The sequence below is a fragment of the Microcystis aeruginosa NIES-4325 genome, from assembly GCF_008974145.1.
GTDB classification, from domain to species: Bacteria; Cyanobacteriota; Cyanobacteriia; order Cyanobacteriales; family Microcystaceae; genus Microcystis; species Microcystis aeruginosa_G.
Genome location: NZ_BJKP01000005.1, coordinates 128235 through 150113 on the forward strand (window position 1 = coordinate 128235; position 21879 = coordinate 150113).

At 43.1% G+C, this 21879-nt stretch carries 14 protein-coding genes and 2 pseudogenes; 5 read left to right on the forward strand and 11 right to left on the reverse strand.

Going from position 1 to position 21879, the window contains the following annotated elements:
* The first annotated feature begins 289 nt into the window (after positions 1-289).
* Together MiAbW_RS04580 and MiAbW_RS04585 are read left to right on the forward strand one after the other, a co-directional pair.
* Positions 290-967 (forward strand): C40 family peptidase, encoded by a 678-nt coding sequence (locus MiAbW_RS04580; protein WP_151695114.1) that lies wholly within the window; start codon positions 290-292, stop codon positions 965-967.
* 150 nt (positions 968-1117) lie between these two features.
* A complete protein-coding gene (locus MiAbW_RS04585) occupies positions 1118-4222 on the forward strand; it encodes an efflux RND transporter permease subunit (RefSeq protein WP_151695115.1) in 3105 nt (1034 codons plus the stop codon).
* A 616-nt stretch (positions 4223-4838) separates the two neighbouring features.
* Here MiAbW_RS04585 and MiAbW_RS04595 read toward each other — a convergent pair.
* Together MiAbW_RS04595 and psb27 are read right to left on the reverse strand one after the other, a co-directional pair.
* On the reverse strand, positions 4839-7208 hold the full coding sequence (locus MiAbW_RS04595; protein ID WP_151695117.1) for an endonuclease MutS2: 2370 nt from the start codon (positions 7206-7208) through the stop codon (positions 4839-4841).
* Positions 7209-7346: 138 nt separating this feature from the next.
* Entirely contained in the window at positions 7347-7748 is a 402-nt protein-coding gene (psb27, locus tag MiAbW_RS04600) for a photosystem II protein Psb27 (protein ID WP_151695118.1), read from the reverse strand.
* Positions 7749-8254: 506 nt separating this feature from the next.
* Here psb27 and pruA point away from each other — a divergent pair.
* Together pruA and MiAbW_RS04610 are read left to right on the forward strand one after the other, a co-directional pair.
* Positions 8255-11224, forward strand: a complete 2970-nt coding sequence (gene pruA / locus MiAbW_RS04605; RefSeq protein ID WP_151695119.1) for an L-glutamate gamma-semialdehyde dehydrogenase — start codon at positions 8255-8257, stop codon at positions 11222-11224.
* Positions 11225-11474: 250 nt separating this feature from the next.
* Complete coding sequence (locus MiAbW_RS04610; RefSeq protein ID WP_151695120.1) at positions 11475-13109, forward strand: alpha-D-glucose phosphate-specific phosphoglucomutase; 1635 nt, start codon at positions 11475-11477, stop codon at positions 13107-13109.
* A gap of 124 nt (positions 13110-13233) precedes the next feature.
* Here MiAbW_RS04610 and MiAbW_RS04615 read toward each other — a convergent pair whose 3' ends face one another.
* The 9 genes and pseudogenes from MiAbW_RS04615 to MiAbW_RS04660 all read right to left on the reverse strand — a co-directional run.
* Positions 13234-14451, reverse strand: coding sequence for an NAD(P)/FAD-dependent oxidoreductase (locus MiAbW_RS04615; RefSeq protein ID WP_151695121.1), 1218 nt, complete (start codon positions 14449-14451; stop codon positions 13234-13236).
* Positions 14452-14472: 21 nt separating this feature from the next.
* A complete protein-coding gene (urtE, locus tag MiAbW_RS04620; protein ID WP_151695122.1) occupies positions 14473-15171 on the reverse strand; it encodes an urea ABC transporter ATP-binding subunit UrtE in 699 nt (232 codons plus the stop codon).
* 39 nt (positions 15172-15210) lie between these two features.
* On the reverse strand, positions 15211-15957 hold the full coding sequence (gene urtD / locus MiAbW_RS04625; protein ID WP_002732385.1) for an urea ABC transporter ATP-binding protein UrtD: 747 nt from the start codon (positions 15955-15957) through the stop codon (positions 15211-15213).
* Positions 15958-16067: 110 nt separating this feature from the next.
* Positions 16068-17222 (reverse strand): urea ABC transporter permease subunit UrtC, encoded by a 1155-nt coding sequence (gene urtC / locus MiAbW_RS04630; protein ID WP_151695123.1) that lies wholly within the window; start codon positions 17220-17222, stop codon positions 16068-16070.
* Positions 17223-17225: 3 nt separating this feature from the next.
* A complete protein-coding gene (locus tag MiAbW_RS04635; RefSeq protein ID WP_151695124.1) occupies positions 17226-18386 on the reverse strand; it encodes an ABC transporter permease subunit in 1161 nt (386 codons plus the stop codon).
* A gap of 94 nt (positions 18387-18480) precedes the next feature.
* Complete coding sequence (gene urtA / locus MiAbW_RS04640; RefSeq protein WP_151695125.1) at positions 18481-19797, reverse strand: urea ABC transporter substrate-binding protein; 1317 nt, start codon at positions 19795-19797, stop codon at positions 18481-18483.
* Between the two features lie 546 nt (positions 19798-20343).
* The gene (locus tag MiAbW_RS04645) at positions 20344-20619 is read right to left on the reverse strand and encodes a TMEM165/GDT1 family protein (RefSeq protein WP_151695126.1); all 276 of its coding nucleotides are present in this window, start codon (positions 20617-20619) and stop codon (positions 20344-20346) included.
* Between the two features lie 327 nt (positions 20620-20946).
* Complete coding sequence (locus tag MiAbW_RS04650; RefSeq protein ID WP_151695127.1) at positions 20947-21279, reverse strand: TMEM165/GDT1 family protein; 333 nt, start codon at positions 21277-21279, stop codon at positions 20947-20949.
* Between the two features lie 199 nt (positions 21280-21478).
* Positions 21479-21673, reverse strand: a pseudogene (locus tag MiAbW_RS04660) (transposase); the annotation flags it as partial.
* A gap of 63 nt (positions 21674-21736) precedes the next feature.
* Between MiAbW_RS04660 and MiAbW_RS04665 the strand changes: the two are divergent.
* Positions 21737-21879 (forward strand): annotated as a pseudogene (locus tag MiAbW_RS04665) (IS630-like element ISMae26 family transposase); the annotation flags it as partial.

Genomic DNA, 21879 nt, shown 5'->3' on the forward strand with positions numbered 1-21879 from the left:
TAGTCAGGAGAATTGAGAATGAATAATAAGCGATTGAATGCTCTATTTAGATATTTTAGGCGATTTAATCCTTATTTTCGCCGTTTTTGAACCGTGAAAAGTTAATTAGGCAAGAGGTTTAATAATTTTTCAGGGATTCAGTTCAGTTATAGATTATCTCTGTAGCCAAGAATTAAGAGAGGTGGAAACTTGAAGATGACAGAACTAAGGTTATTCTACTCGTTTTTATCCCTTTGCTTTTGGCTAGTTGGGCAGTTTTTTCTGTCAATATAATTCTGATATATTTTTTATGAGAATCATCTCCCTTCCCCCATCATCTACCCAAGAATATCTCTGTGTGCGAGACTTAAATCTCTACAATTCTCCCAGTTGTCAAGAGTTAGCTACCCAAGCACAACAGGGAAGAAAATTAAAATTTCTTTCCCTAGAAATTACCGAAAAAGGGCTACAAATTCAGCTAAGGGAAGATAATTATTTAGCTTGGTTATCCCTAGAAGATTTAGATGCGATTGCGGCAGCCGCCACAGCTTATCAAAAAATTCCTCTAACTCGTTCCGATATAGAAAAACATATTCTTGAGATTATAACTTTTACTCAGGAAGCAATGAATCGTACCAATCATTATCTCTGGGGTGGAACCCTTGCACCTAATTACGATTGTTCAGGATTAATCCAAGCTGCTTTTGCCACTTTTGGCATTTGGTTGCCGAGAGATTCCTATCAACAGGAGGCTTTTTGTCAAAAAATAAACCGAGAGGAATTACTACCAGGAGATTTAATTTTCTTTGGTGATAAAAGAGTTAATCATGTGGCTTTATATTTAGGTAATAATCAATATATCCACAGTTCAGGAAAAGAAACAGGTAATAATGGTATAGCTATCAATCTACTCACCGATGATAGGGATAGCGTCAGTCGTCATTATTATCAAAAATTATGGGGTTTCGGTCGAGTTATGTACAATTAATTAGTTATCAGTTATCAGGTTACTATTCCCCATAGGTAATAATAAATTTAGTTATTAAAAACTGATTATTTATCTCCCATTTTGCCTTTTGCTTTTTGCCTTTTGCATCTCCTCTATAAGTAGCCTATACTCAACTTATTTAGTGTAATCATGTTAGAAAACATCTCCCTAAGCGGTCTATCAATTCGTCGTCATATAGGCGTATTGATGTTAACTATAGCAGTTATCATCATCGGTCTTTTTTTTCTAAATCGGTTACAAGTAGATTTGCTTCCTTCTATCACTTATCCTCGCATTAGTTTAAGGATGAATGTCCCTGGAGTTTCCCCGGAAGTTATTCTCGAAGAAGTAACTAAACCCCTAGAAGAAGGAATGAGTGCCACCGAGGGAGTAGTGCAAGTTTATTCAGAAACTCGCGAGGGAAGGATGCGAGTAGATTTATTTTTTCAACCAGGGGGAGATTTAAATGTTGCTTTAAATGAAGCTACCGAAAGTTTTAATCGTGTCCGACAAAATTTACCCAATATTATTGAAGAACCGCGCTTAAATAAATTTGAACCATCTCGTTTACCCGTCTATGAATTTGCTCTCGTTTCTGATACCCTACCCCTAAAAGATTTAAGATTATTTGCTGATGAAGAATTAGGGAGAGAATTAGGATTTGTGGAAGGAGTGGCAGTAGTGGACGTGATTGGGGGAGTTAGAGAAGAAATTCAAGTTAATATTGACCTGCAGCGATTACAATCTTTAGGAGTGGGATTAAATCAGGTTTTAGACACCCTAGAAAGACGTAATCAGGACATCTCTGGTGGCCGACTAGAGGGAGAAACAGGGGAACCTTTAACCCGCTCGGTGGGGAAATTTAAAAACGTAGCGGACATTCAAGATTTAGCACTGACCGATAGTAATAATCCCGAAGAAAAAATCTATCTGCGGGATGTGGCCAGAGTTATCGATGGGACAGAAGAACAAAGAATTTTTGTCACCCTAAATGGAAAAAATGCCGTCAGGGTTAGCGTCCAAAAACAACCGAATGCGAACACGATTGCTGTGGTAGAAGGGGTCAAAAAACGCATTGCCGAATTAAAAAAATCCGGGTTAATTCCAGAGGGGATACAAGTTGTCCCCACTACCGATGAGTCTGTATTTATCCAAAACGCGGTTAATAACGTGGTTTCTTCGGGATTAGCGGGGACAATTTTAGCAGGATTGACTGTATTCGTCTTTCTGGGTTCCCTGCGACAGACTTTTATCATTATCCTAGCGATTCCTCTTTCTACCCTCGTCGCAATTATCTGTATGAAGTTATTCGGGTTATCGATAAATGTGTTTAGTTTGGGAGGATTGGCCCTAGGAGTGGGTATCGTGGTAGATAATTCCATTGTCATGCTGGAAAATATTGCCCTCAAAGTTAATCAAAACCAAAATAAGCGAGATTTTTTAGAAATTGCCCGGAATAGCAGCCAAGAGGTAGAATCTGCTTTAGTGGCCTCCACTGCGACTAATCTCGTCTCTATCCTGCCATTTTTATTACTGGGTGGTTTTATTTCCCTACTGTTTAACGAGATTATCCTCACTATCAGTTTTGCTGTGGCTGCTTCTCTGCTGTGTGCGTTAACCGTTGTTCCCATGTTAGCCAGTCGTTTGTTAAATATGCGGGTTTCTAGTGGTATTCAGCGATTTTGGCTCTTAAGAGTCTTTAGTCAACGTCTAGAAGGTTTAACTATTCTCTACGGTCGTTTTTTAGCTAAAATCATCCGCTACAGAATACTTGTTATCCTACTGGCCTTTTTAATTTTAGGGGGAAGTAGTTTTTATCTCTGGCAATATATCCCCCAAGAAGTCTTTAGTCGTATTCAAACCGGACAGGTGAACGTTTTTGCCCAATTTCCCCCCGGTACCAATTTAAATACTAACCGTCAGGTGATGCGGGAAGTAGAAAAGATTTTATTATCACAACCGGAAACTCAGTATGTTTTTACTACCAGTGGCGGTTCTCTTTTTGGTACAACTACCAATGAAAATATTTTGCGCGCTTCTAGTACGATTAATCTCAAAAAAGGCACTAATACAGAAGCATATATCGAACGCATGAGCAAAGCATTAGAGCAATTAAACCTCGTTAACGTGCGTTTGCGTCTCACCCCCGGTCAAGTGCGCGGTATTATTCTTAATAACTCTCCCTCCGTTGGTGCCGATGTGGATGTGATGTTACAGGGACGCGATGGCAAAACTTTAGAGCAAGCTGGTGAAGAAATCCTCAGTATTCTCGATGAAAAAGTCCCTAGTGTGCGTTTTCGTGCCGATGCTGACCCCAGACAACCAGAAATCCAGATTAAACCCGATTGGACGCGCTTAAATAGTTTGGGATTGAGTACCCCAGAAGTGGGACAAACGGTACAGACCGCTATTCAAGGATTTATCCCCACCCAACTGCAACGGGGAGAAAGATTAATCGATATCCGGGTGCAATTGGACCCCAACTCGCAGCAAACCATTAGTGACCTATCACAAATACCGATTTTTGTCAATAGGCAAGAAGACTTAAAATTAGCAGATATCGCCCAGATTGAAGCGGGAAAAACCCCAGGGGTCATCCAGAGAATCAATCAGCGTCAAGTTTTTATTATTATCGGCAGTTTGGTCGAGGGAGCGAAATTAAGTGACGCACTCGCAGGGGTAAAATCGGTTTTAAATTCCACTCCCTTACCTGATGGTATCAGCATTTTACCCAGTGCTGCTGCCACGTCTAATCAAGAAATTCAGGGTTCTTTGGGTTTATTAGCGGGTTTATCGGTATTTTTAGTCTTTGTGGTCATGGCCGTGCAGTATAACTCGCTCATAGACCCTTTGGTGATTATGTTAACCGTTCCTTTGGCCCTAGCGGGGGGAATTTTTGGACTATATTTGACCAAAACCCCGATCAATGCCATTGTCATCGTCGGGGTGGTTTTATTGGTGGGCATTGTGGTTAATAACGGGATTATTATGGTGGAATTAGCCAATCAATTGCGGCAAGAATTCGGTTTTACTCGACTACAAGCTATTTTAAAGGCCGCTCCCCAACGTTTACGACCGATTTTAATGACTACCGTGACCACGGTTTTAGGTTTATTTCCCCTCGCTTTAGGATTGGGAGAGGGGGGAGAATTCCTGCAGCCTTTAGGAATTGTCGTTTTTTCGGGCTTGTCTTTAGCAACTCTGTTAACTCTCTTTATTATTCCCTGTTTTTACGTTTTATTCTCCACAAAATAATCCCCTTGCACAGTGGGAAGTGGGGAGAGGGGAGAAGGGAGAAGGGAGAATAAATAAAAACAGTCTCCCGACTCCCGACTCCTGAATTCTGACTCGGAGAATACTGTCTCCTAACCGAATCTTGGCTAAATATAAGCAAAAATTATTGATTAACTCCCAAAACTTGAGAATATTTAAATTAACATTACGCAATATTTACAAATTCTTAAGAATTAATTGAGAAAGATTTTTATTTAACAACGATGTTCCAATGGTTACAGCGATTTGATAGAATTTCATAATGGTTTATCTTGTAATTTTTTGGGCGGCAACGGTTGAAACCCTTACCACACCTAGAAGGTGATCCTAATTAAGACGGGTAAATTAGTCAATTTCACCCACAACGATGATCTTTTTTTTGTGTAGTTTTATTGCAAAAAAAAAGTTTTTTTGACAAAAAGCACAAAGTATGATAGTAACCCAATGTATTTCTGGCTGCCAGTAGTTATTGTAGAGTGGGAGTTGGGGAGTATTTTCAGTGATCAGTAAACAATGAACTGAAAACTCGCATCTGATAACTGATAACTGATAACTGATAACTGACTTCTAACCCGACAAAAAACCTATTCAGCAAACCCTAAGTTAAATAAGCGATAGTTACTCCCGAACCGCCCTCATTTTGGGGTGCTAATTGAAAGCGTTTTACCTGGGGATGACGGGATAGGAAATCGTGAACACCTTGACGCAATTTCCCCGTACCTTTACCGTGAATAATCCATAATATACCCGATGGGGTAGCCCTGACGATCGCCTGTTCGATATCCGTTTCTGACTCTGCCACCCTGGAACCGCGAATATCGACGGTATTATTAGAAGTACGAATTAAAGGAGTCTCCTGGGGTTTTGCGGGAGTTTGTGGCAAATTTTTGGCAGGTTTTGGCACAGTTTCCACTTTTTGACCATCCAAAGACTCAATCTGATCTAAGGGTAGGGTCATCTTCATCATACCGAAACGCAGGGAAATCTCCTCTGATTCTGATGAAATTGCTAAAACTTCGGCAGTTTGTCCCAAATTGGGCAAGCGTACCCTTTCCCCCACTTGCGGACGATAATTAACCTTAGTTTTTTCCGTTTTTGGTAATAACCTTTCTGCGATCGCAGTTAACTCCTCTGTGGCTTTTTGGGCATCTTTACCGGTTTTTGTTCCCGCTTGCAACCGGCGAATAACCTCATTAATCTCTGCTTTTGCAGATAATAAAGCTTTTTGTATCTCCTGGTCTTGATAACGCTTTAATTCTCGCTCTCTCTCCTGTAGAGAATTAGCCCGCGTGGACACCTCTGTATAAAATTTCTCCGTTTGTTGCAGTAATTGACTAGCTTCCTTAGCTTTTGACTCCTGTTCCCGTCTTTGCGCTTCCAAACCGGCAATTACTTGATTTATCTCCTCCGATAACCCACCCAGATGATTTCTCGCTTCGGCCACAATTTCGGGATTCAATCCCAAACGCTGGGCAATAGTTAAAGCATTAGAACGCCCCGGAATGCCCCATAATAGTCGATAAGTGGGGGAAAGAGTGCGATCATCAAACTCTACCGAGGCATTTTCAAAGCGAGAATCTCGATACTTCAACGCTTTTAATTCCCCGTAGTGAGTGGTAGCCACCGTCAGTAAACTATGATCGGCGAGGTATTGTAAAATAGCGATCGCTAAAGGACTTCCCTCGGCTGGATCCGTACCTGCTCCCACCTCATCGAGTAAAACCAAGGAACGAGAATTTAAAGCCGCTAAAATGCGGACAATCCGGCGAATGTGACCCGAAAAAGTCGATAAACTCTGTTGTAAAGACTGTTCATCCCCGATATCGGCCAAAACCTGATCGAACCAGGGTATCTCCACTGGTTCCCGCGCCGGAATAAACAAGCCCGCTTTCGCCATTAAAGCCGCTAATCCGAGGGTTTTTAAAGTAACGGTTTTTCCGCCAGTATTTGGTCCGGTGATGGCAACAACCCGAATTTCTGGGCTAATCTGCACATTTATTGGTACGACCTCCCCCCCCTGTTCGTGGTGTTTTTGCCACCAGAGCAAAGGGTGACGCAAATTCCGTAAAGTAATCGTTTCCGAACCATCGATAAAGCGGGGGGGATTACCCTCTAACCATAAACTGTAACGGGCTCTAGCGGTGGCCAGATCGAGCCTAGTAGCGATCGCTAGTAAATATTCTAAGTCCTCAAAGGCTTCGGCGATCAGATTACTTAACTGCCGCAGGATTTTTTCTTCTTCGATTTGTTCCTGACGACGATATTGCCGTAGTTGATTGCCTTGGTCAACGATAGAGTGAGGTTCAATGTAAAAAGTAGCCCCTGTGCTGGAAGTATCGTGAATTATCCCCGGTATTTGCTCTTTTTGCGCTGCTTTGACGGGAATCACCCAGCGGTCGCTTCTTTGGGTAATCACCGCTTCTTGGATAGCCCCCCCCTGTTTTTGCATGATATCCTGTAATTTTCGGTAAATTCGCTCTCTAATCACCTTCATTTGTCCCCGAATTTCCCGTAATTGGGGACTAGCGCGATCAGATATCCGGCCATCTTCATCGATACAACGGTGTATTTCCTGTTCTATCTCTGGATAGGTGCGAATTTCCGCTACTAACTCTTTTAAAACTGGTATATCTTCCTGTTCGTCAATTAAACGGCGTAAACGTCGCACTCCCGCTAAAGTCGTGGCAATATTTAAAAGTTCCTGTCCCGATAATAAACCCCCCAGATGCGCCCTTTCTAGGGCATCGCCGATGTCGCTAATCCCATCAAAGGAAAGACGACTATCTAATTTTTGTTCTAAGCTATAAACTTCTTTGGTTTGGGAGAGTAGGTTTAAACTTTCCTCTTTGCTTTCCGGTAACGGCAATTGACGAATTGCGATCGCACCTAGTTTAGTCGCTGCAAAAGTAGCTAGGTGTTGACATAGCCGCGGCCATTCCAATAATTCTAGGGTTTCGTCTTGAATCAATTTTGTAGTTTTTTATAATACGCTTTGTATTTCTAGTCTAACCGGATTTGGTCTGATTTTTGCAGGAGGCAGGGGGCGGTCGGCGGTCGGCAGTAGATAGTAAACCCACATCTGATAACTGATAACTGATCACTGTATCTAAATTCCTTTCTGGAGAGAGAATTGCACCTGTTTAAATTCTTGTTTTAAACGTTGTTTGAGTTTGTCGGGGATGGGACGGGAACCGTAGGCGGTATAATAACCTGCTACAGAGTTTAAAGCTGTTTGCATAGTAGTGAAAGAACGCAAACCCCCGGATTTTTTATCTCGTCGGTAGAGGGAGATGTAATCGTTGATTTGTTCCTTTGCCTGCGACTCAACTGCCGCTTTATTCGGGTCATCTTTGACTAAATCAAGGGCTGTGGTTAAAGTTTCAATCACCGTCAGGGTATCCTTTCCATAATTGCCCGTTAACCCCGAACTACTAGAACAACCCATCAATCCGATGACAAGGACGAGAACCAAAGCTAATAAGCGAGAAATGTAAGGTTTTAGAGACATATTTTCAACACCATAAGTTAATCCCAAGTCACCTTATCCTATCAGGAAACCGTGACCAGTTCTCCATGAGAGTCAACCGGCTGCAAAAATCAGGGGTCAACTGGGGGTAAATAGCCAAAATATAGGCTTTTTGGGCTGCAAAAGCCCCATTTTTGCCTAAAAGTTGCGATGCCATCAACCCGGAGTGAGTTGCGATAAGGCACTGGTGGCGGTTGCCTTTTGTCTAAAACCCATAACTTTTGTACCTCAGCAGACTGAAAAACGCTATATCAGTGATCAATTCCCCAACCGTGCCACTTCCCCACTCGATCGAGTACAATAGAGTGTTCAGCAAAAGTGATCGGCTATTAGCTTTGATTAGTCCTTCGGTAAGAATATAAACCAGAGAAAAGAGCCATTAAGAGCGGCAATCAGCTGAAAAAGCTCAAAAACTGAATTTTAGGCTGAAGGCTGACGGTAGCTTGCTGAAAGCTGAATCCATTGATAATTTTTTTATTTGAATCGCCGTGGTTATCCAAATCGACTCAACTCAAAACTACGAAACCAAAACCCAAGAGATCGCTAGACAACTTTTAGCCGAAACTCGCGAAAAAAAAGGTCTTTGGTCTGCTTTACAGGATCAAATGCGTTGGGATGATAAATTACTCGATTGGGCCATGTCTAACCCCAATTTACGAGTACAATTATTCCGTTTTATTGATTGTTTACCCGCTTTACGCAGTAATGCCGAGATCGCTAATCATCTCCAACAATACCTCGGTGATGCCTCCGTAGAACTGCCCAGTGCGCTGAAAAGTATCCTCAACTTTAGTGATCCTAACTCCCTGCCGGCTCAAACGGCCGCCAGTGTGATCAGTAAATCCGTAGAAACCTTAGCTCGTAAGTATATCGCCGGGGAAGACCTAGGACAAATTACTCGCACTGTCACCCGTCTGCGCAAGGAAAAAATGGCTTTTACTATAGATCTCCTCGGTGAAGCGGTAATTACTGAAGCAGAAACCCAAGTTTATCTAGAAAGTTATCTCGATTTAATGACCCATTTGGCTCAAGAAGCGACTAAATGGAATAAAGTTAGCCAAATTGATGAAGCGGACGGCGACTTACTACCACAAGTGCAGGTTTCTGTCAAGCTAACTGCCTTTTATTCTCAGTTTGATCCCATAGATCCCATTGGCAGTAAGGAGAAAGTCTGCGATCGCATTCGCCTACTGTTGCGACGCGCTCAGGAGTTAGGGGTAGCAGTCCATTTTGATATGGAACAGTACGTTTATAAAAACCTCACCCTGGCTATCCTAAAAGAATTACTCCTAGAAGAAGAATTTCGCAGTCGTACCGATATTGGCATCACCCTACAGGCATATTTAAGAGATTCTGCCCAAGATTTACAAGATTTAATTAATTGGGCTAAAAAGCGCGGTTATCCCCTGACTGTCCGGCTAGTCAAAGGTGCTTACTGGGATCAGGAAACGATTAAATCTAGGCAAAATCACTGGCCACAGCCAGTATATAACGAAAAATCCGCCACAGATGCCAATTATGAGCGTATGACACGGTTATTATTGGAAAATCATCAATATTTATACGCTGCTATCGGTAGTCATAACGTGCGATCGCAAGCTCTGGCTTGTGCGATCGCAGAAAGTTTACAAATTCCCCGTCGTCGCTTTGAAATGCAGGTATTGTACGGCATGGGCGACCAATTAGCCAAAGCCTTAGTGAAGCGGGGTCATCGGGTGCGGGTGTATTCCCCCTACGGACAACTTTTACCCGGTATGGCCTACCTAATCCGCCGTTTATTAGAAAATACCGCTAATAGTTCCTTCCTACGGCAAAATTTGGAGGATCGTCCCGTGGAAGATTTAATCGCAGCCCCCCGGGTTTTAGGCAAGGATAACCCGATTATCCCCGGTTTTCCCAATGCCCCCGATACAGATTATGCCAACGAGCAATTAAGAAATAAAGCCAATCAAGCCCTTAATTTTGTCAAAAATTCCCTCGGTAAGACCTATTTACCCCTAATTAATGGCGAATACGTCACCACCAATGTTCAAATTAATTCCGTTAATCCCTGTAACCCGCAGGAAATAGTGGGAAAAGTAGGCTTAATTGAGGTGGAACAGGCAGAAAAAGCGATCATAGCGGCTAAACAGGCTTTTCCCGCTTGGAAACGCACCCCAGTGGCTAAAAGAGCCGAAATACTACGAAAAGCGGCAGATTTGATGGAAGCGCGACGACACGAGTTATCGGCCTGGATTTGTTTGGAAGTGGGCAAAGTTATCCAACAGGCGGATCCAGAAGTGTCAGAAGCGATCGATTTTTGCCGTTATTACGCCTCCGAGATGGAAAGACTGGATTTAGGGCATAATTTCGACGTAGCAGGCGAAAATAATCGTTATTCCTACCAACCCCGGGGTATTGCTTTAGTGATTTCTCCCTGGAATTTCCCTCTAGCGATCGCAGTTGGGATGACAGTAGCAGCTTTAGTAGCAGGTAACTGCACGCTATTGAAACCGGCTGAGACTTCTTCGGTAATTACGGCGAAATTTGCCGAGATTCTCCTAGAAGCTGGTATTCCTGCCGGAGTCTTCCAATATATCCCGGGTAAAGGTTCCCAGGTGGGGGCGCATTTAGTTAGCCATCCCGATGTTCACCTAATCGCCTTCACCGGTTCACGAGAAGTGGGCTGTCGCATCTATACAGATGCCTCTATCGTGCAAAAGGGTCAAAAACACCTAAAACGAGTTATCGCCGAAATGGGCGGCAAAAATGCCCTAATTGTCGATGAGAGTGCCGATTTAGATCAGGCCGTTGTCGGTGCGGTTAAGTCGGCTTTTGGCTACACCGGCCAGAAATGTTCGGCCTGTTCGCGGATAATCGTTCTGGAAAGCGTCTATGATAGCTTTGTGGATCGCTTTGTTGAGGCTACCAAGTCCCTCAATATCGGGCCGACGGATTTACCGAGTACGGAAGTAGGACCGGTTATCGACGAGAAAGCTCAGGCAAGAATTCGGGAATACATCGAAACTGGCAAAAAAGAGGCAGAATTAGCCCTAGAGATGCCAATTCCAGAAGTGGGTTACTTCGTCAGTCCCACCGTCTTTAAGAATGTTCCCCCCGATGCGGTGATTGCCAGGGAGGAGATTTTTGGTCCAGTGGTGGCGATTATCAAAGTGAGCAATTTCGAGGAAGCTTTAGCTGTAGCTAACGGAACCGACTATGCTTTAACCGGTGGCTTATATTCTCGCACTCCTGCCCATATTAACCGAGCTATGGAGGAATTTGAAGTGGGAAACCTCTATATTAACCGGGGAATCACCGGCGCGATTGTCTCCCGTCAACCCTTCGGGGGTTTCAAGATGTCGGGGGTAGGTTCCAAAGCAGGGGGTCCCGATTATCTGCTGCAATTCCTCGAACCTCGTCACATCAGCGAGAATATTCAACGTCAGGGATTTGCACCGATTGAAGGGGCTGATTAGGCGATATAGCTAAAATTGGCTATTATTGGGGGTTTATACCCCCCAAATCTAGTTCATTTATCGGCTAATACTAAATCCGGTTATTAAAGACTGATTATTTATTCCTCCTTTTGCCTATTGCCTTTTTGCCTATTGCCTATCCTAATATGTAGCCTATACTCAACGGATTTAGTATTACCCGATTTCTTGGCTGTCAACCTACTGCTATATACTTAAGTTTACAATTGCGTCAGCCCATCAAGAAAAGACTATGACGATTGAAACCGTTGCCACAAAACCCTTTAGTGACCAGAAACCGGGGACTTCCGGACTGCGAAAATCCGTTCCCGTTTTTCAACAACCCCATTATCTGGAAAATTTTATTCAAGCTATCTTCAATACTTTAGACGGTATCGAGGGTCAAACCCTAGTTGTCGGTGGAGATGGTCGTTATTATAACCGTCAAGCTATTCAAACTATCCTGAAAATCGCCGCCGCTAACGGTATCGGTAGAATCCTCGTGGGAACCGATGGTATTGTCTCCACTCCCGCTATTTCTGGGTTAATTCGGGAAAATAACGCTTTTGGCGGTATTGTTCTCTCCGCTAGTCATAACCCCGGCGGTCCAGAGGGGGATTTTGGCATTAAGTACAATATTACTAACGGCGGACCGGCCCCGGAAAATATCACCGATGCAATTTATGCTGAGACGAAGGTGATTAGCAGTTATAAAATCCTCTTAGGGGCCGATATTAACCTCGATCGCCCCGGTTCCTTTAAACTGGGAACTATGGATGTGGAAGTGATTGATGCGGTTACTCCCTACGTCAAAATGATGGAAAAGATTTTTGATTTCGATCGCATTCAGGCCCTACTCACTTCTGGTAAGTTTAAAATGTGCATGGATTCTCTCCATGCGGTGACGGGTCCCTACGCTTATGCCCTATTTGAACAGCGTTTAGGCGCGCCCAAGGGTACAGTATTAAATGGTGTTCCCCTAGAGGACTTTGGTGGTGGTCATCCCGATCCTAATCTAGTCTATGCCCATGATCTGGTAGAAATTCTCTTCGGTCAAGAAGCCCCGGATTTTGGGGCTGCTTCCGATGGAGATGGCGATCGCAATATGATCCTCGGTCAGAATTTTTTTGTTACCCCCAGTGATAGTTTAGCTGTACTAACTGCCAACGCTCATCTAGTACCAGGCTATCAAAATGGTATCACGGGAGTGGCGCGATCGATGCCCACCAGTGCGGCGGCCGATCGCGTAGCGGCTAAACTGGGAATTGACTGTTATGAAACTCCCACCGGTTGGAAATTCTTCGGTAATTTGTTGGATGCGGGGAAAGCAACCCTTTGCGGGGAGGAAAGTTTCGGCACGGGTTCCAATCATATTCGCGAAAAAGATGGTTTATGGGCGGTTCTTTTCTGGTTAAATATTTTGGCAGTTAAAGGGGAATCTGTAGAGGCAATTGTCCGCAGTCATTGGCAAGAATTTGGCCGCAATTTCTATTCTCGCCATGATTATGAAGAAGTCGCCTTAGAACCGGCTAAAGAGATGATGGCACGTCTCCAGAAGCTGGTTTTAGACCTTAAGGGTCAACAATTTGGTAACTATGAAGTGGAATATGCCGATGATTTTAGCTATACCGATCCCGTGGATGGTAGTGTGAGTAAAAATCAAGGGATTCGCATTGGTTTTACCGATGGTTCTCGGATTATTTACCGTCTCTCGGGTACGGGAACTAAAGGGGCAACTCTCCGGGTTTATCTAGAAAGTTATGAACCGGACGCAAGTAAACACGATATCGACACCCAAAAGGCCCTACAGCCGTTAATTGATTTAGCCGAAGAAATCGGTCAAATTCGTCAATCCACCGGACGGGAACAACCCACGGTTATTACCTAGGGTTGGTTGAAAAAGTTTCTCATGGGGGCAGGGTGTGGGGTTTTAACCATTTTCAGGGGGCTGGCACTTTTTGATCTCAAAAAAGCCGAAAGATAACAAGGTTTTTAGATTTATTCAGCCAGCCCTATCTATTGCCCATAGCTTGTCCGGCGAGATAACCGGTAGTCCAAGCGCTTTGAAAATTAAATCCCCCCGTGACTGCATCGATATCTAGTACCTCCCCGGCAAAATATAACCCCGCACAGATTTTACTTTCCATAGTTTTAAAATCCACTTCCTGAAGATTCACTCCCCCAGAGGTGACAAATTCCTCCTTAAACACCCCTTTGCCTTTGATTTGATATTCCCCTTGCTGTAATTCAATCATTAATCGATTGAGAGTATTTTTAGATAATTCTGTCCAGGGAGTTTCCGAGTTAACAGTCAAGTAACTTAATAAACTCTGCCAAAGACGCTTAGGTAACTGTTCAAAAGGACAATAATTAAAAAGTTTTCTTTTGGGATATTCACTTTTAGTTTGTAAGATAATTTCTCGCAATTTTTCAGGATGATAATCCCCTAACCAATTAATTATTAAAGGCATTCGGTAATGATGCTCGTGAAGTACCCGCGCTCCCCAAGCAGAGAGTTTTAAAATAGCCGGTCCACTGACTCCCCAATGGGTAATTAATAAAGATCCGATTTGTTCTAATTTACTCCCCCCAAGACGAACTCGCACTTTATCCACAGTAACCCCTAACAAATCTTGCAGACGAGGATCGGCAATTTGAAAGGTAAATAAAGAGGGGACGGGAGAGACTAGAGAATGACCTAAATCTTGAGCGGTGCGATAACCAAAAGGACTACTTCCCGTAGCAATTAACAGCTTGTCTGCCCTAATTTGCTCATCTTTTTTTAATTCAATCAAAAAACTTTCTTCCTGTTTTTTTACCGATTTAACTGGGGAATTTAGCCTTAAATCAACCCCAGCAAAAGTCGCACTTTCCCGCAGACAATTAACAATAGTTTCAGAATTATCGGTACTGGGAAACATTCGCCCATCCGCTTCTGTTTTGAGTTTTACCCCCCGCAATTCAAACCATTTAATAGTATCTTGAGGTTGAAACCGACTAAAAGCTCCCCGTAGTGCTTTGCCACCGCGAGGATAATAATTAACCAATTGGGAAACATCAAAACAATGATGGGTTACATTACAGCGTCCCCCTCCCGAAATCCGCACTTTCGCCAGAGGTTCTTTTGCCGCTTCTAGGATAGTAACGCCAGCTTTTGGGTTAGATTCTGCCGCTTTAATTGCCCCAAAAAATCCCGCTGCCCCGCCACCAATTACGACTATTTGAGTCATATGTCAAGGAAAAAGTTAAGTTTAAACCGCCAAAAATCGCTGAATGACTTCTTGACTTAATTCGCTCGTGAAACCAGAAGCAACAATTCCCCCTTTCTGCATGGCGTAATATCGATCAGCTTGGCGGACAAAATGCAGGTGTTGTTCTACTAATAAAACGGCGATTCCTTTGCTGGCCACAATACGCCGCACCGCCGCTTCAATTTCGAGAATAATTGACGGTTGAATTCCTTCCGTGGGTTCATCTAAAATTAATAATTTCGGTTCTCCGACTAAGGCGCGAGCGATGGCTAATTGCTGTTGTTGTCCCCCGCTTAAATCTCCTCCCATCCGCGATAACATGGTTTTTAAAACGGGAAATAAATCAAAGATTTCTTCGGGAATTGTGGCATTTTTTCTCCTTGTGGGTAAAGCTTCTAAACCGAGAATTAAATTTTCTTTTACCGTTAAACGGGGAATAATATCCCTACCCTGCGGCACATAACCCAGTCCTAATCTGGCTCTTTGATCTGAGGTTTTATTAATCAGGTTTTCTTGCTCATAACTAATTGCTCCCGCTCGCGGTTTTAAGATACCCATCAAGGTTTTTAATAGGGTAGTTTTACCCACGCCATTACGTCCAATTAAACAGACCATTTCTCCCGCATTAATGTTGAGATCAACATTTCTTAAAATATGACTTTCTCCGTAGTAAACATTGAGATCAGATATGTGTAACATTGTCAACCCTTTTTAACTAATTTTAATCATTTTACTTTCTTATTCTTCCGAGGAACCTAGATAAACTTCAATAACTTTCGGATCATTTTGGATTTGCTCCATATTCCCCTCACAGAGAACAGTTCCTTGATGTAAAACCGTGACTTTGCGGGCAATTTGACGGACGAATTCCATATCATGTTCAATGACAATAATTGAATGACTTTCCGCTAGATTTAATAACAAATTACCCACGTTTTCCGTTTCCTCATCGGTTAATCCTGCTACGGGTTCATCTACTAGCAGTAAATCTGGTGACTGGGCCACTAATTGGCCAATTTCTAAGCGTTGTTTTTCGCCGTGGGACAGTAAAGAAGCGGATAAATCAGCTTTAGCAGTTAACCCGATAGTTTCCAATAAACCAATAACTTTTCTGCTATCTTCTAGGGGAGGACGACCGAAAAGAGTTGAGAAAACATTTTTATTGCGATTACTAACTAAATCGAGATTTTCTCGGACAGTTAGATTTAAATATACCCTGGGAGTTTGGAATTTGCGACCAATACCTAAACGAGCGATCGCATATTCGGGAATTTTGCGGAGATCTCGACCTTTAAATAATACCCGTCCGATGGTGGGTTGCACTTTCCCCGTAATCACATCTAAAAACGTGGTTTTTCCCGCACCATTAGGACCGATAATCACCCGCAATTCTCCCGTATCCATACTGAAATTAAGATTATTGAGAGCTTTAAAACCCCCAAAACTAACGGTGAGATTCTCGATTTCTAAGATTTTTCCAGTCATAATTTCTAAGAGGATGTAGGGAATAGGGGTGATAGGGTGATGGTGTGATGGGGATTAGGGAGAGGGGAGAAAAAAGCTGTCTCCTGACTCCTGACTCCTGATAGCTAAGATCACTTATGCTCTAATTCTTCTTTTTCCAGTTGCACTTCTGGATCTTCCTCAATACTAGGATAGGTAATTAAAGTTTTGCGGAAACCAAAATGAGTCAGCAAACGTTTAATCCCACCGAGAATACCATCGGGAAGCACTGTCACCACAATTAGGAATAAGGCCCCTTGGAAAAATACCCAGACTTCTGGAAATTGTTCGCTTAAAAAAGTTTGGGCCAGGCGTACCAATAAAGTACCGACAACTGCCCCTACAAGGGTAGCACGTCCCCCCACAGCCACCCAAATCACCATTTCAATGGAAAAAGCGACATCCATAGAGTTAGGAGTGATAATTCCCGTTTGCACGGTATAAAGAGCGCCGGCAACACCAGCAATTGCCCCAGAAATGGCAAAAACTAACACCTTAAACCAAGTAGGATCATAACCGGAAAAACGGACACGCACCTCATCATCGCGAACGGCGACTAATAAGCGCCCAAATCTGCCCGTAGTTAACCAACGACAGAGGAGATAAATGGCCAGTAAACAGACAATTGTGAGTAAATAAAAGGCCACTTGAACGGCATCAGAACCCACCAGCAACCCGAAAATTGTTTGGGTATCGGTTTTTAAGCCATTAGTGCCGTTAATTAACTTTTGTTGACCGTTAAAAAAGTTAAAAAATACCAGTAAAGCCGCTTGGGTCAAAATCGAGAAATAAACCCCTTTAATGCGATTGCGGAAGATTAAATAACCTAACAATCCCGCCACGATCGCTGGTACGATAATTAGGGCTAGAATTGTCAAAGGTAGTGAATAAAAAGGTTGCCAAATAAAAGGTAATTCTGTCACCCCGTAGAGAGTAAAAAATTCGGGCATTTGTCCGGGTGGTAACTGAAGATTTAGGTACATGGCTAAAGAGTAACCACCGAGGGCAAAAAAGATGCCATGACCAAGACTTAATAAACCCGTATAACCCCAGATTAAATCTATCCCCAAAGCGACAATAGCCAGGGAAAGAAATCGCCCCAATAAACGCAAACGGAAAGCCGACAAAGCTAAGGGCAGCAACACCGCAAAGATGACCACTAAACCAACAATAACAGCGATTTCCGTGATTAACTTTTTCTTCTCCCGTTGTCGGGATTCGTTTCTAGTGATGGTTTCGGTAATCATAATCTATAACTCGGCAGTACGTCCTTTAGGAGGAAAAATTCCCGCAGGTTTGAATTGCAAGAAAGCAATAATTAAAGCAAAAATCATCACTTTGGCCATGCTAGTGGTGGAGAAAAAGACGAAGAAATCCGTTAGGGGTTTTAGTGCTGCCACGGAACCGGACATCAGGGCAAAAGTTCCCGAACCAATTAAATAATTAGCCACACCAATGGCCATGGCTGCGATAATAGTTCCCAGTAGATTACCCACTCCTCCCACCACCACTACCATGAAGGTATCAACAATATAATTTTGTCCCACATTTGGACCGACGGAACCCAAGAAACTAATCGCACAACCGGCAACTCCAGCTAATCCCGAACCGAGGGCAAAAGTCAAAGCATCCACTTGATTGGTGGGAATGCCTAAACAGGCACTCATCTGGCGATTTTGGGTGACGGCACGAATGCGTAAACCCCAAGAAGATTTATTTAAAAACCAATAAGTCCCTAACAAACAAATAGCAGTTAAAATGATAATAAATATACGGGTATAGGGCATTTGAAAACCCAGTAAAGGTAAACCTCCTCGTAACCAAACAGGAGCGGTGACATCGACGTTTCTGGCACTAAACCAGGGTCGAGCGAGAACGGGATTAAAAGATAAAAGATAGCCTAATAATCCAGCGATAGCTAGGGATAAAGGCAGGGTGACACCGATAGCTAAATTGCGAATTCTCTCCCAATCTAAGCGACGAGTTAACAGGGTCATTGCCCCAAAAAATAAGAGACAGAAAACTATTAAACTAATTACTAATAATCCGTTGACACTTCTGACAAATTGCTGCAGAATTAAGCTGACTCCCCAAGTAGCCAGCAGCGTTTCTAGGGGTCTGCCGTAGAGGAACCTAATCACCCCTCTTTCTAATAATAATCCAGCCAATCCCGACACTAAAAAAGCTATCGGTAGGGCGAATAAAACATAGGTATCAAAGAAGGGAGAACCGAAACCTTTAAAGACATTCTGCACCACAAAAGTACTGTAGGCCCCTAACATCATCAACTCACCGTGAGCGAGATTAATCACCCCCATCAGTCCAAAGACAATCGCCAGTCCTAAAGCGGCCAGCAATAGCACAGAACCGATGCTAATACCATTAAACAATCCTTCTAATAATGCTGACACTTTTCCTTATTCCCGTGCATTTTTAAGTTTTAAAGAGGGGGGTGAACATTAATGTCCACCTCACCCTCGTTATTATCTGGAAAAATTCTTAAAACTAGGATTTTTCCATTTTGAACTTACCGCCCTTAGCCGGATCCGTCCAGTCACAGGCAAAGCCCTTAGTTTCGGGGACAAATTGGTTCCAGGGTTGCGGATCCACTACCCCCGGAGTTGACCAAACGATGTCAAATAGACCATCATCTCTCACCTGACCAATGCGGACGGTTTTGGAGATATGATGATTGGGGAACATTTCCACCGGTCCTTCGGGAGCATCGAATTTCTGTCCTACGGCTGCGGCGCGAACTTTGTCCAGATCATCGGCGGTTGCCGCTTTTTCCACCGCTTGCTTCCAGAGATAGACCATGATGTAGGCCGCTTCCATGGGGTCGTTAGTGACGCGATCCTCACCATATTTAGCTCGAAAAGCCGCAACAAATTTCTTGTTAGCGGGGGTATCTACGGTTTGGAAATAGTTCCAACAAGCGTATTGACCGAGGAGATATTCCTTACCAATCTGTTTAACTTCTTCCTCAGCAACACTCACCGACATGACTGGATATTTATCGGGAGTTAAACCAGCCGCTTGCAGTTGTTTAAAGAAAGCCACGTTACTATCACCGTTGAGGGTGTTGAAAATAACGCCGCCATCGGGTAAAGCTTGCTTAATTTTGGTGATAATCGGGGTAACTTCCGTGTTACCTAGGGGTAGATAGTCTTCGCCCACGGTTTCGCCGCCTTTCGCTTTTAGCTGCTCTTTAATAATCGTGTTGGCGGTGCGGGGAAAAACGTAATCGGAACCGACGAGGAAGAATTTTTTCCCTTTATTTTCCAGCAACCAAGTCACTGCCGGCTCGATCTGCTGGTTAGGTGCGGCACCGGTGTAGAAGATATTTCTAGAACACTCTTGACCCTCGTACTGGACGGGATACCAGAGCATATGGTTTTTGGCTTCAAACACGGGTAAAACCGCCTTACGACTGGCGGAAGTCCAACAACCGAAGACAGTCGCAACTTTGTCCTGATCGATCAGTTTGGTGGCTTTTTCGGCAAAAGTTGGCCAATCGGAAGCGCCATCCTCCACCACTGCCTCGATCTGTTTACCAAGAACACCACCGGCGGCATTGATTTCCTCGATCGCCAGTTTTTCCGCATCAACTACGCTGGTTTCACTGATGGCCATGGTGCCACTGAGGGAGTGCAGAATACCCACCTTAATTGTCTCTCCAGAAGCTGGAGCAGGACTAGCAGCTGGGCTAGGACTAGCCGTCGGAGTTTGGCTTTGATTGCCACCGCAAGCTTTTAACAGAATACTGGTTCCCAAAGCGGCAGAACCGTACAGGAGAAATTTACGTCGTCCTAAATTTGACATGATGATCTTGAACTAACCTCGCTGACAATATTAGCTACTTCACACGGATGTTTTTGCTGAGGAGATTTTCGGCAATTTTTCTACGAATATCTGTGTGATATTAAGGCTAGGTTAGCAGATTTTTTGTAATTTTCGCTACTTTTTAGATGTTTTTTGTAATTTTCGCTACTTTTTTAGGAAAAATTAATTATTTTTAGGGAGTTTGCCTCAGTTATTTAGCTATCAGGAGTCAGTAGCCAGGAGTCAGGAGAATTAAGAATGAAAAATCATCAATTAAATGGTCTATTATTTACAGATTTTATGCGATTTAATCCTTATTTTTGACGTTTTTGAACACTCAAAAATTAATTATGCAAGAGGTTTATATAGCATTTCTCATACCTGTGTGGCACAATTAAACCTTTGATAATTAAGCTTTTCAACATTGATGATGTACCTCTTGCGAACAGGAAACGCTATAATAACACAATGGCCTCGCCTGCCTAGAAAAAGTGCCAAAACCGTTTTCTAGTAAGGCTTCCAGTAATATTCAGCCAAACCCAATTATCAATCCGAATCTGGCCAAAGCAGCCGGACAGCAAGCAGAGCAAAACCAATGCCCGCTATCGCTTTTAATATCTTAGCGGGGAATAACTGCGCCATACTGCCGCCCGCAAGGACTCCTAAGAAACTGGTCAGGATTAAGGCGGTAATTGAGCCAAAAAAGACAGCTTTGGGGGATTTGGAACTGCCACCGAGAGCGATCGCTACTAACTGACTTTTATCGCCGATTTCTGCCAAAAAAACCGTGATAAATGTCAGTCCGAATAATTGCCAATTCATAAATTAGACCTCTTGTAAAAATCAAAAATTTTCGTGGTTGGTTAGGAGTCAGTCGCCAGTAGTCAGTAGTCAGGAGAATTAGGAAGGAAAAATAATCAATTAAATGCTCTATTTAGAGATTTTGTGCCACTTAATCCTTATTTTTGACGTTTTTGGACTACCAAAACTTGATTATGCAAGACATTTATTTTAGAGATTGGGGTGATTGGAAGTGGGGAAGCTGTCTCATCACCCTATCACCCGTTCGGCAAAAGCTCACGGCCGAAGCCCAAAACCCTATCACCCTGTCTCCTGGCTCTTGACTCCCGAATACTGATTAATGATGACCTAGAGAATATCGCCGATCAGTAACCCGGTGATCAAAAGAAGAAGGATAGCGACAGCGATATCTAAAGTTTTGGGGGAAAGACGACGGGCAATCCAATAACCGATCAGGACACCGAGGAGACTGGTAGCGATTAAAGCGGTGGCTGCCCCGGCAAAAACCACCCAGGGGGATCGGGATTCGGCACTGATCAGAAGGGTGGCTAATTGGGTTTTATCGCCGATTTCAGCCAAAAATATGGTTAGGAAGGTGGAACTAAACACCGTCCAAAAACTCCAAGAAGGTGGATTATCTGGCTTTTTCTCGGTCAAGGGGATCGATTTGCTATCACTCATCGGCTCATTTAACATCATCACTTTACTAAATTGTCCGTCAAAAGTTGATACAAAAGTCTAGTCTCGTAAAAAAGCAAGCGACAGAGACCATCTTTACCCAGTGCCTTAAAACTGGGTAATTCTTTTTTTTTCTCGATTCTTTGACCGTTTTCAGTGTCATAATAGCTATGAATACGGGAATTTATAGCAATTCTCTGACTTATGAGGTACAATAGCAACAGTGAGTAAACCAATTGCGAATATCTTTTTGAGTAACTTGTAACATAGCCAATTCAATCCCTTCTATTAAGTCTTTGTAAGTTCTCGCCTTCAGTTTTCTTAACATCGCTTTCACTTTTGACCAAAAGTTTTCAATAGGAGAGAATTCGGGAGAATAAGGAGGTAAATATAGCAATTCTTGGAGCTATGAGGTACAATGAAAAGCAAATAGACAAATAATAGAACTTACCAGCTTCCTATGAGACCCTATTCCCTAGATTTTCGCCAAAAAATTATCGATGTCTGGAAGAAAGAAAAAATTTCCATTCGAGGACTAGCCCAGAGATTTGACGTGGCTAAAAGCTTTATTCAGAAGTTATTGAAGCAACATAAAGAAACAGG

Excerpts from the sequence above, each read along its gene's own strand:
- MiAbW_RS04580 (WP_151695114.1), top strand. The coding sequence starts at position 290 with ATGAGAATCATCTCCCTTCCCCCATCATCTACCCAAGAATATCTCTGT.
- MiAbW_RS04585 (WP_151695115.1), top strand. The coding sequence starts at position 1,118 with ATGTTAGAAAACATCTCCCTAAGCGGTCTATCAATTCGTCGTCATATA.
- psb27 (WP_151695118.1), bottom strand. The coding sequence starts at position 7,748 with ATGTCTCTAAAACCTTACATTTCTCGCTTATTAGCTTTGGTTCTCGTC.
- MiAbW_RS04610 (WP_151695120.1), top strand. The coding sequence starts at position 11,475 with ATGACGATTGAAACCGTTGCCACAAAACCCTTTAGTGACCAGAAACCG.
- MiAbW_RS04615 (WP_151695121.1), bottom strand. The coding sequence starts at position 14,451 with ATGACTCAAATAGTCGTAATTGGTGGCGGGGCAGCGGGATTTTTTGGG.
- urtE (WP_151695122.1), bottom strand. The coding sequence starts at position 15,171 with ATGTTACACATATCTGATCTCAATGTTTACTACGGAGAAAGTCATATT.
- urtD (WP_002732385.1), bottom strand. The coding sequence starts at position 15,957 with ATGACTGGAAAAATCTTAGAAATCGAGAATCTCACCGTTAGTTTTGGG.
- urtC (WP_151695123.1), bottom strand. The coding sequence starts at position 17,222 with ATGATTACCGAAACCATCACTAGAAACGAATCCCGACAACGGGAGAAG.
- urtA (WP_151695125.1), bottom strand. The coding sequence starts at position 19,797 with ATGTCAAATTTAGGACGACGTAAATTTCTCCTGTACGGTTCTGCCGCT.
- MiAbW_RS04645 (WP_151695126.1), bottom strand. The coding sequence starts at position 20,619 with ATGAATTGGCAATTATTCGGACTGACATTTATCACGGTTTTTTTGGCA.
- MiAbW_RS04650 (WP_151695127.1), bottom strand. The coding sequence starts at position 21,279 with ATGAGTGATAGCAAATCGATCCCCTTGACCGAGAAAAAGCCAGATAAT.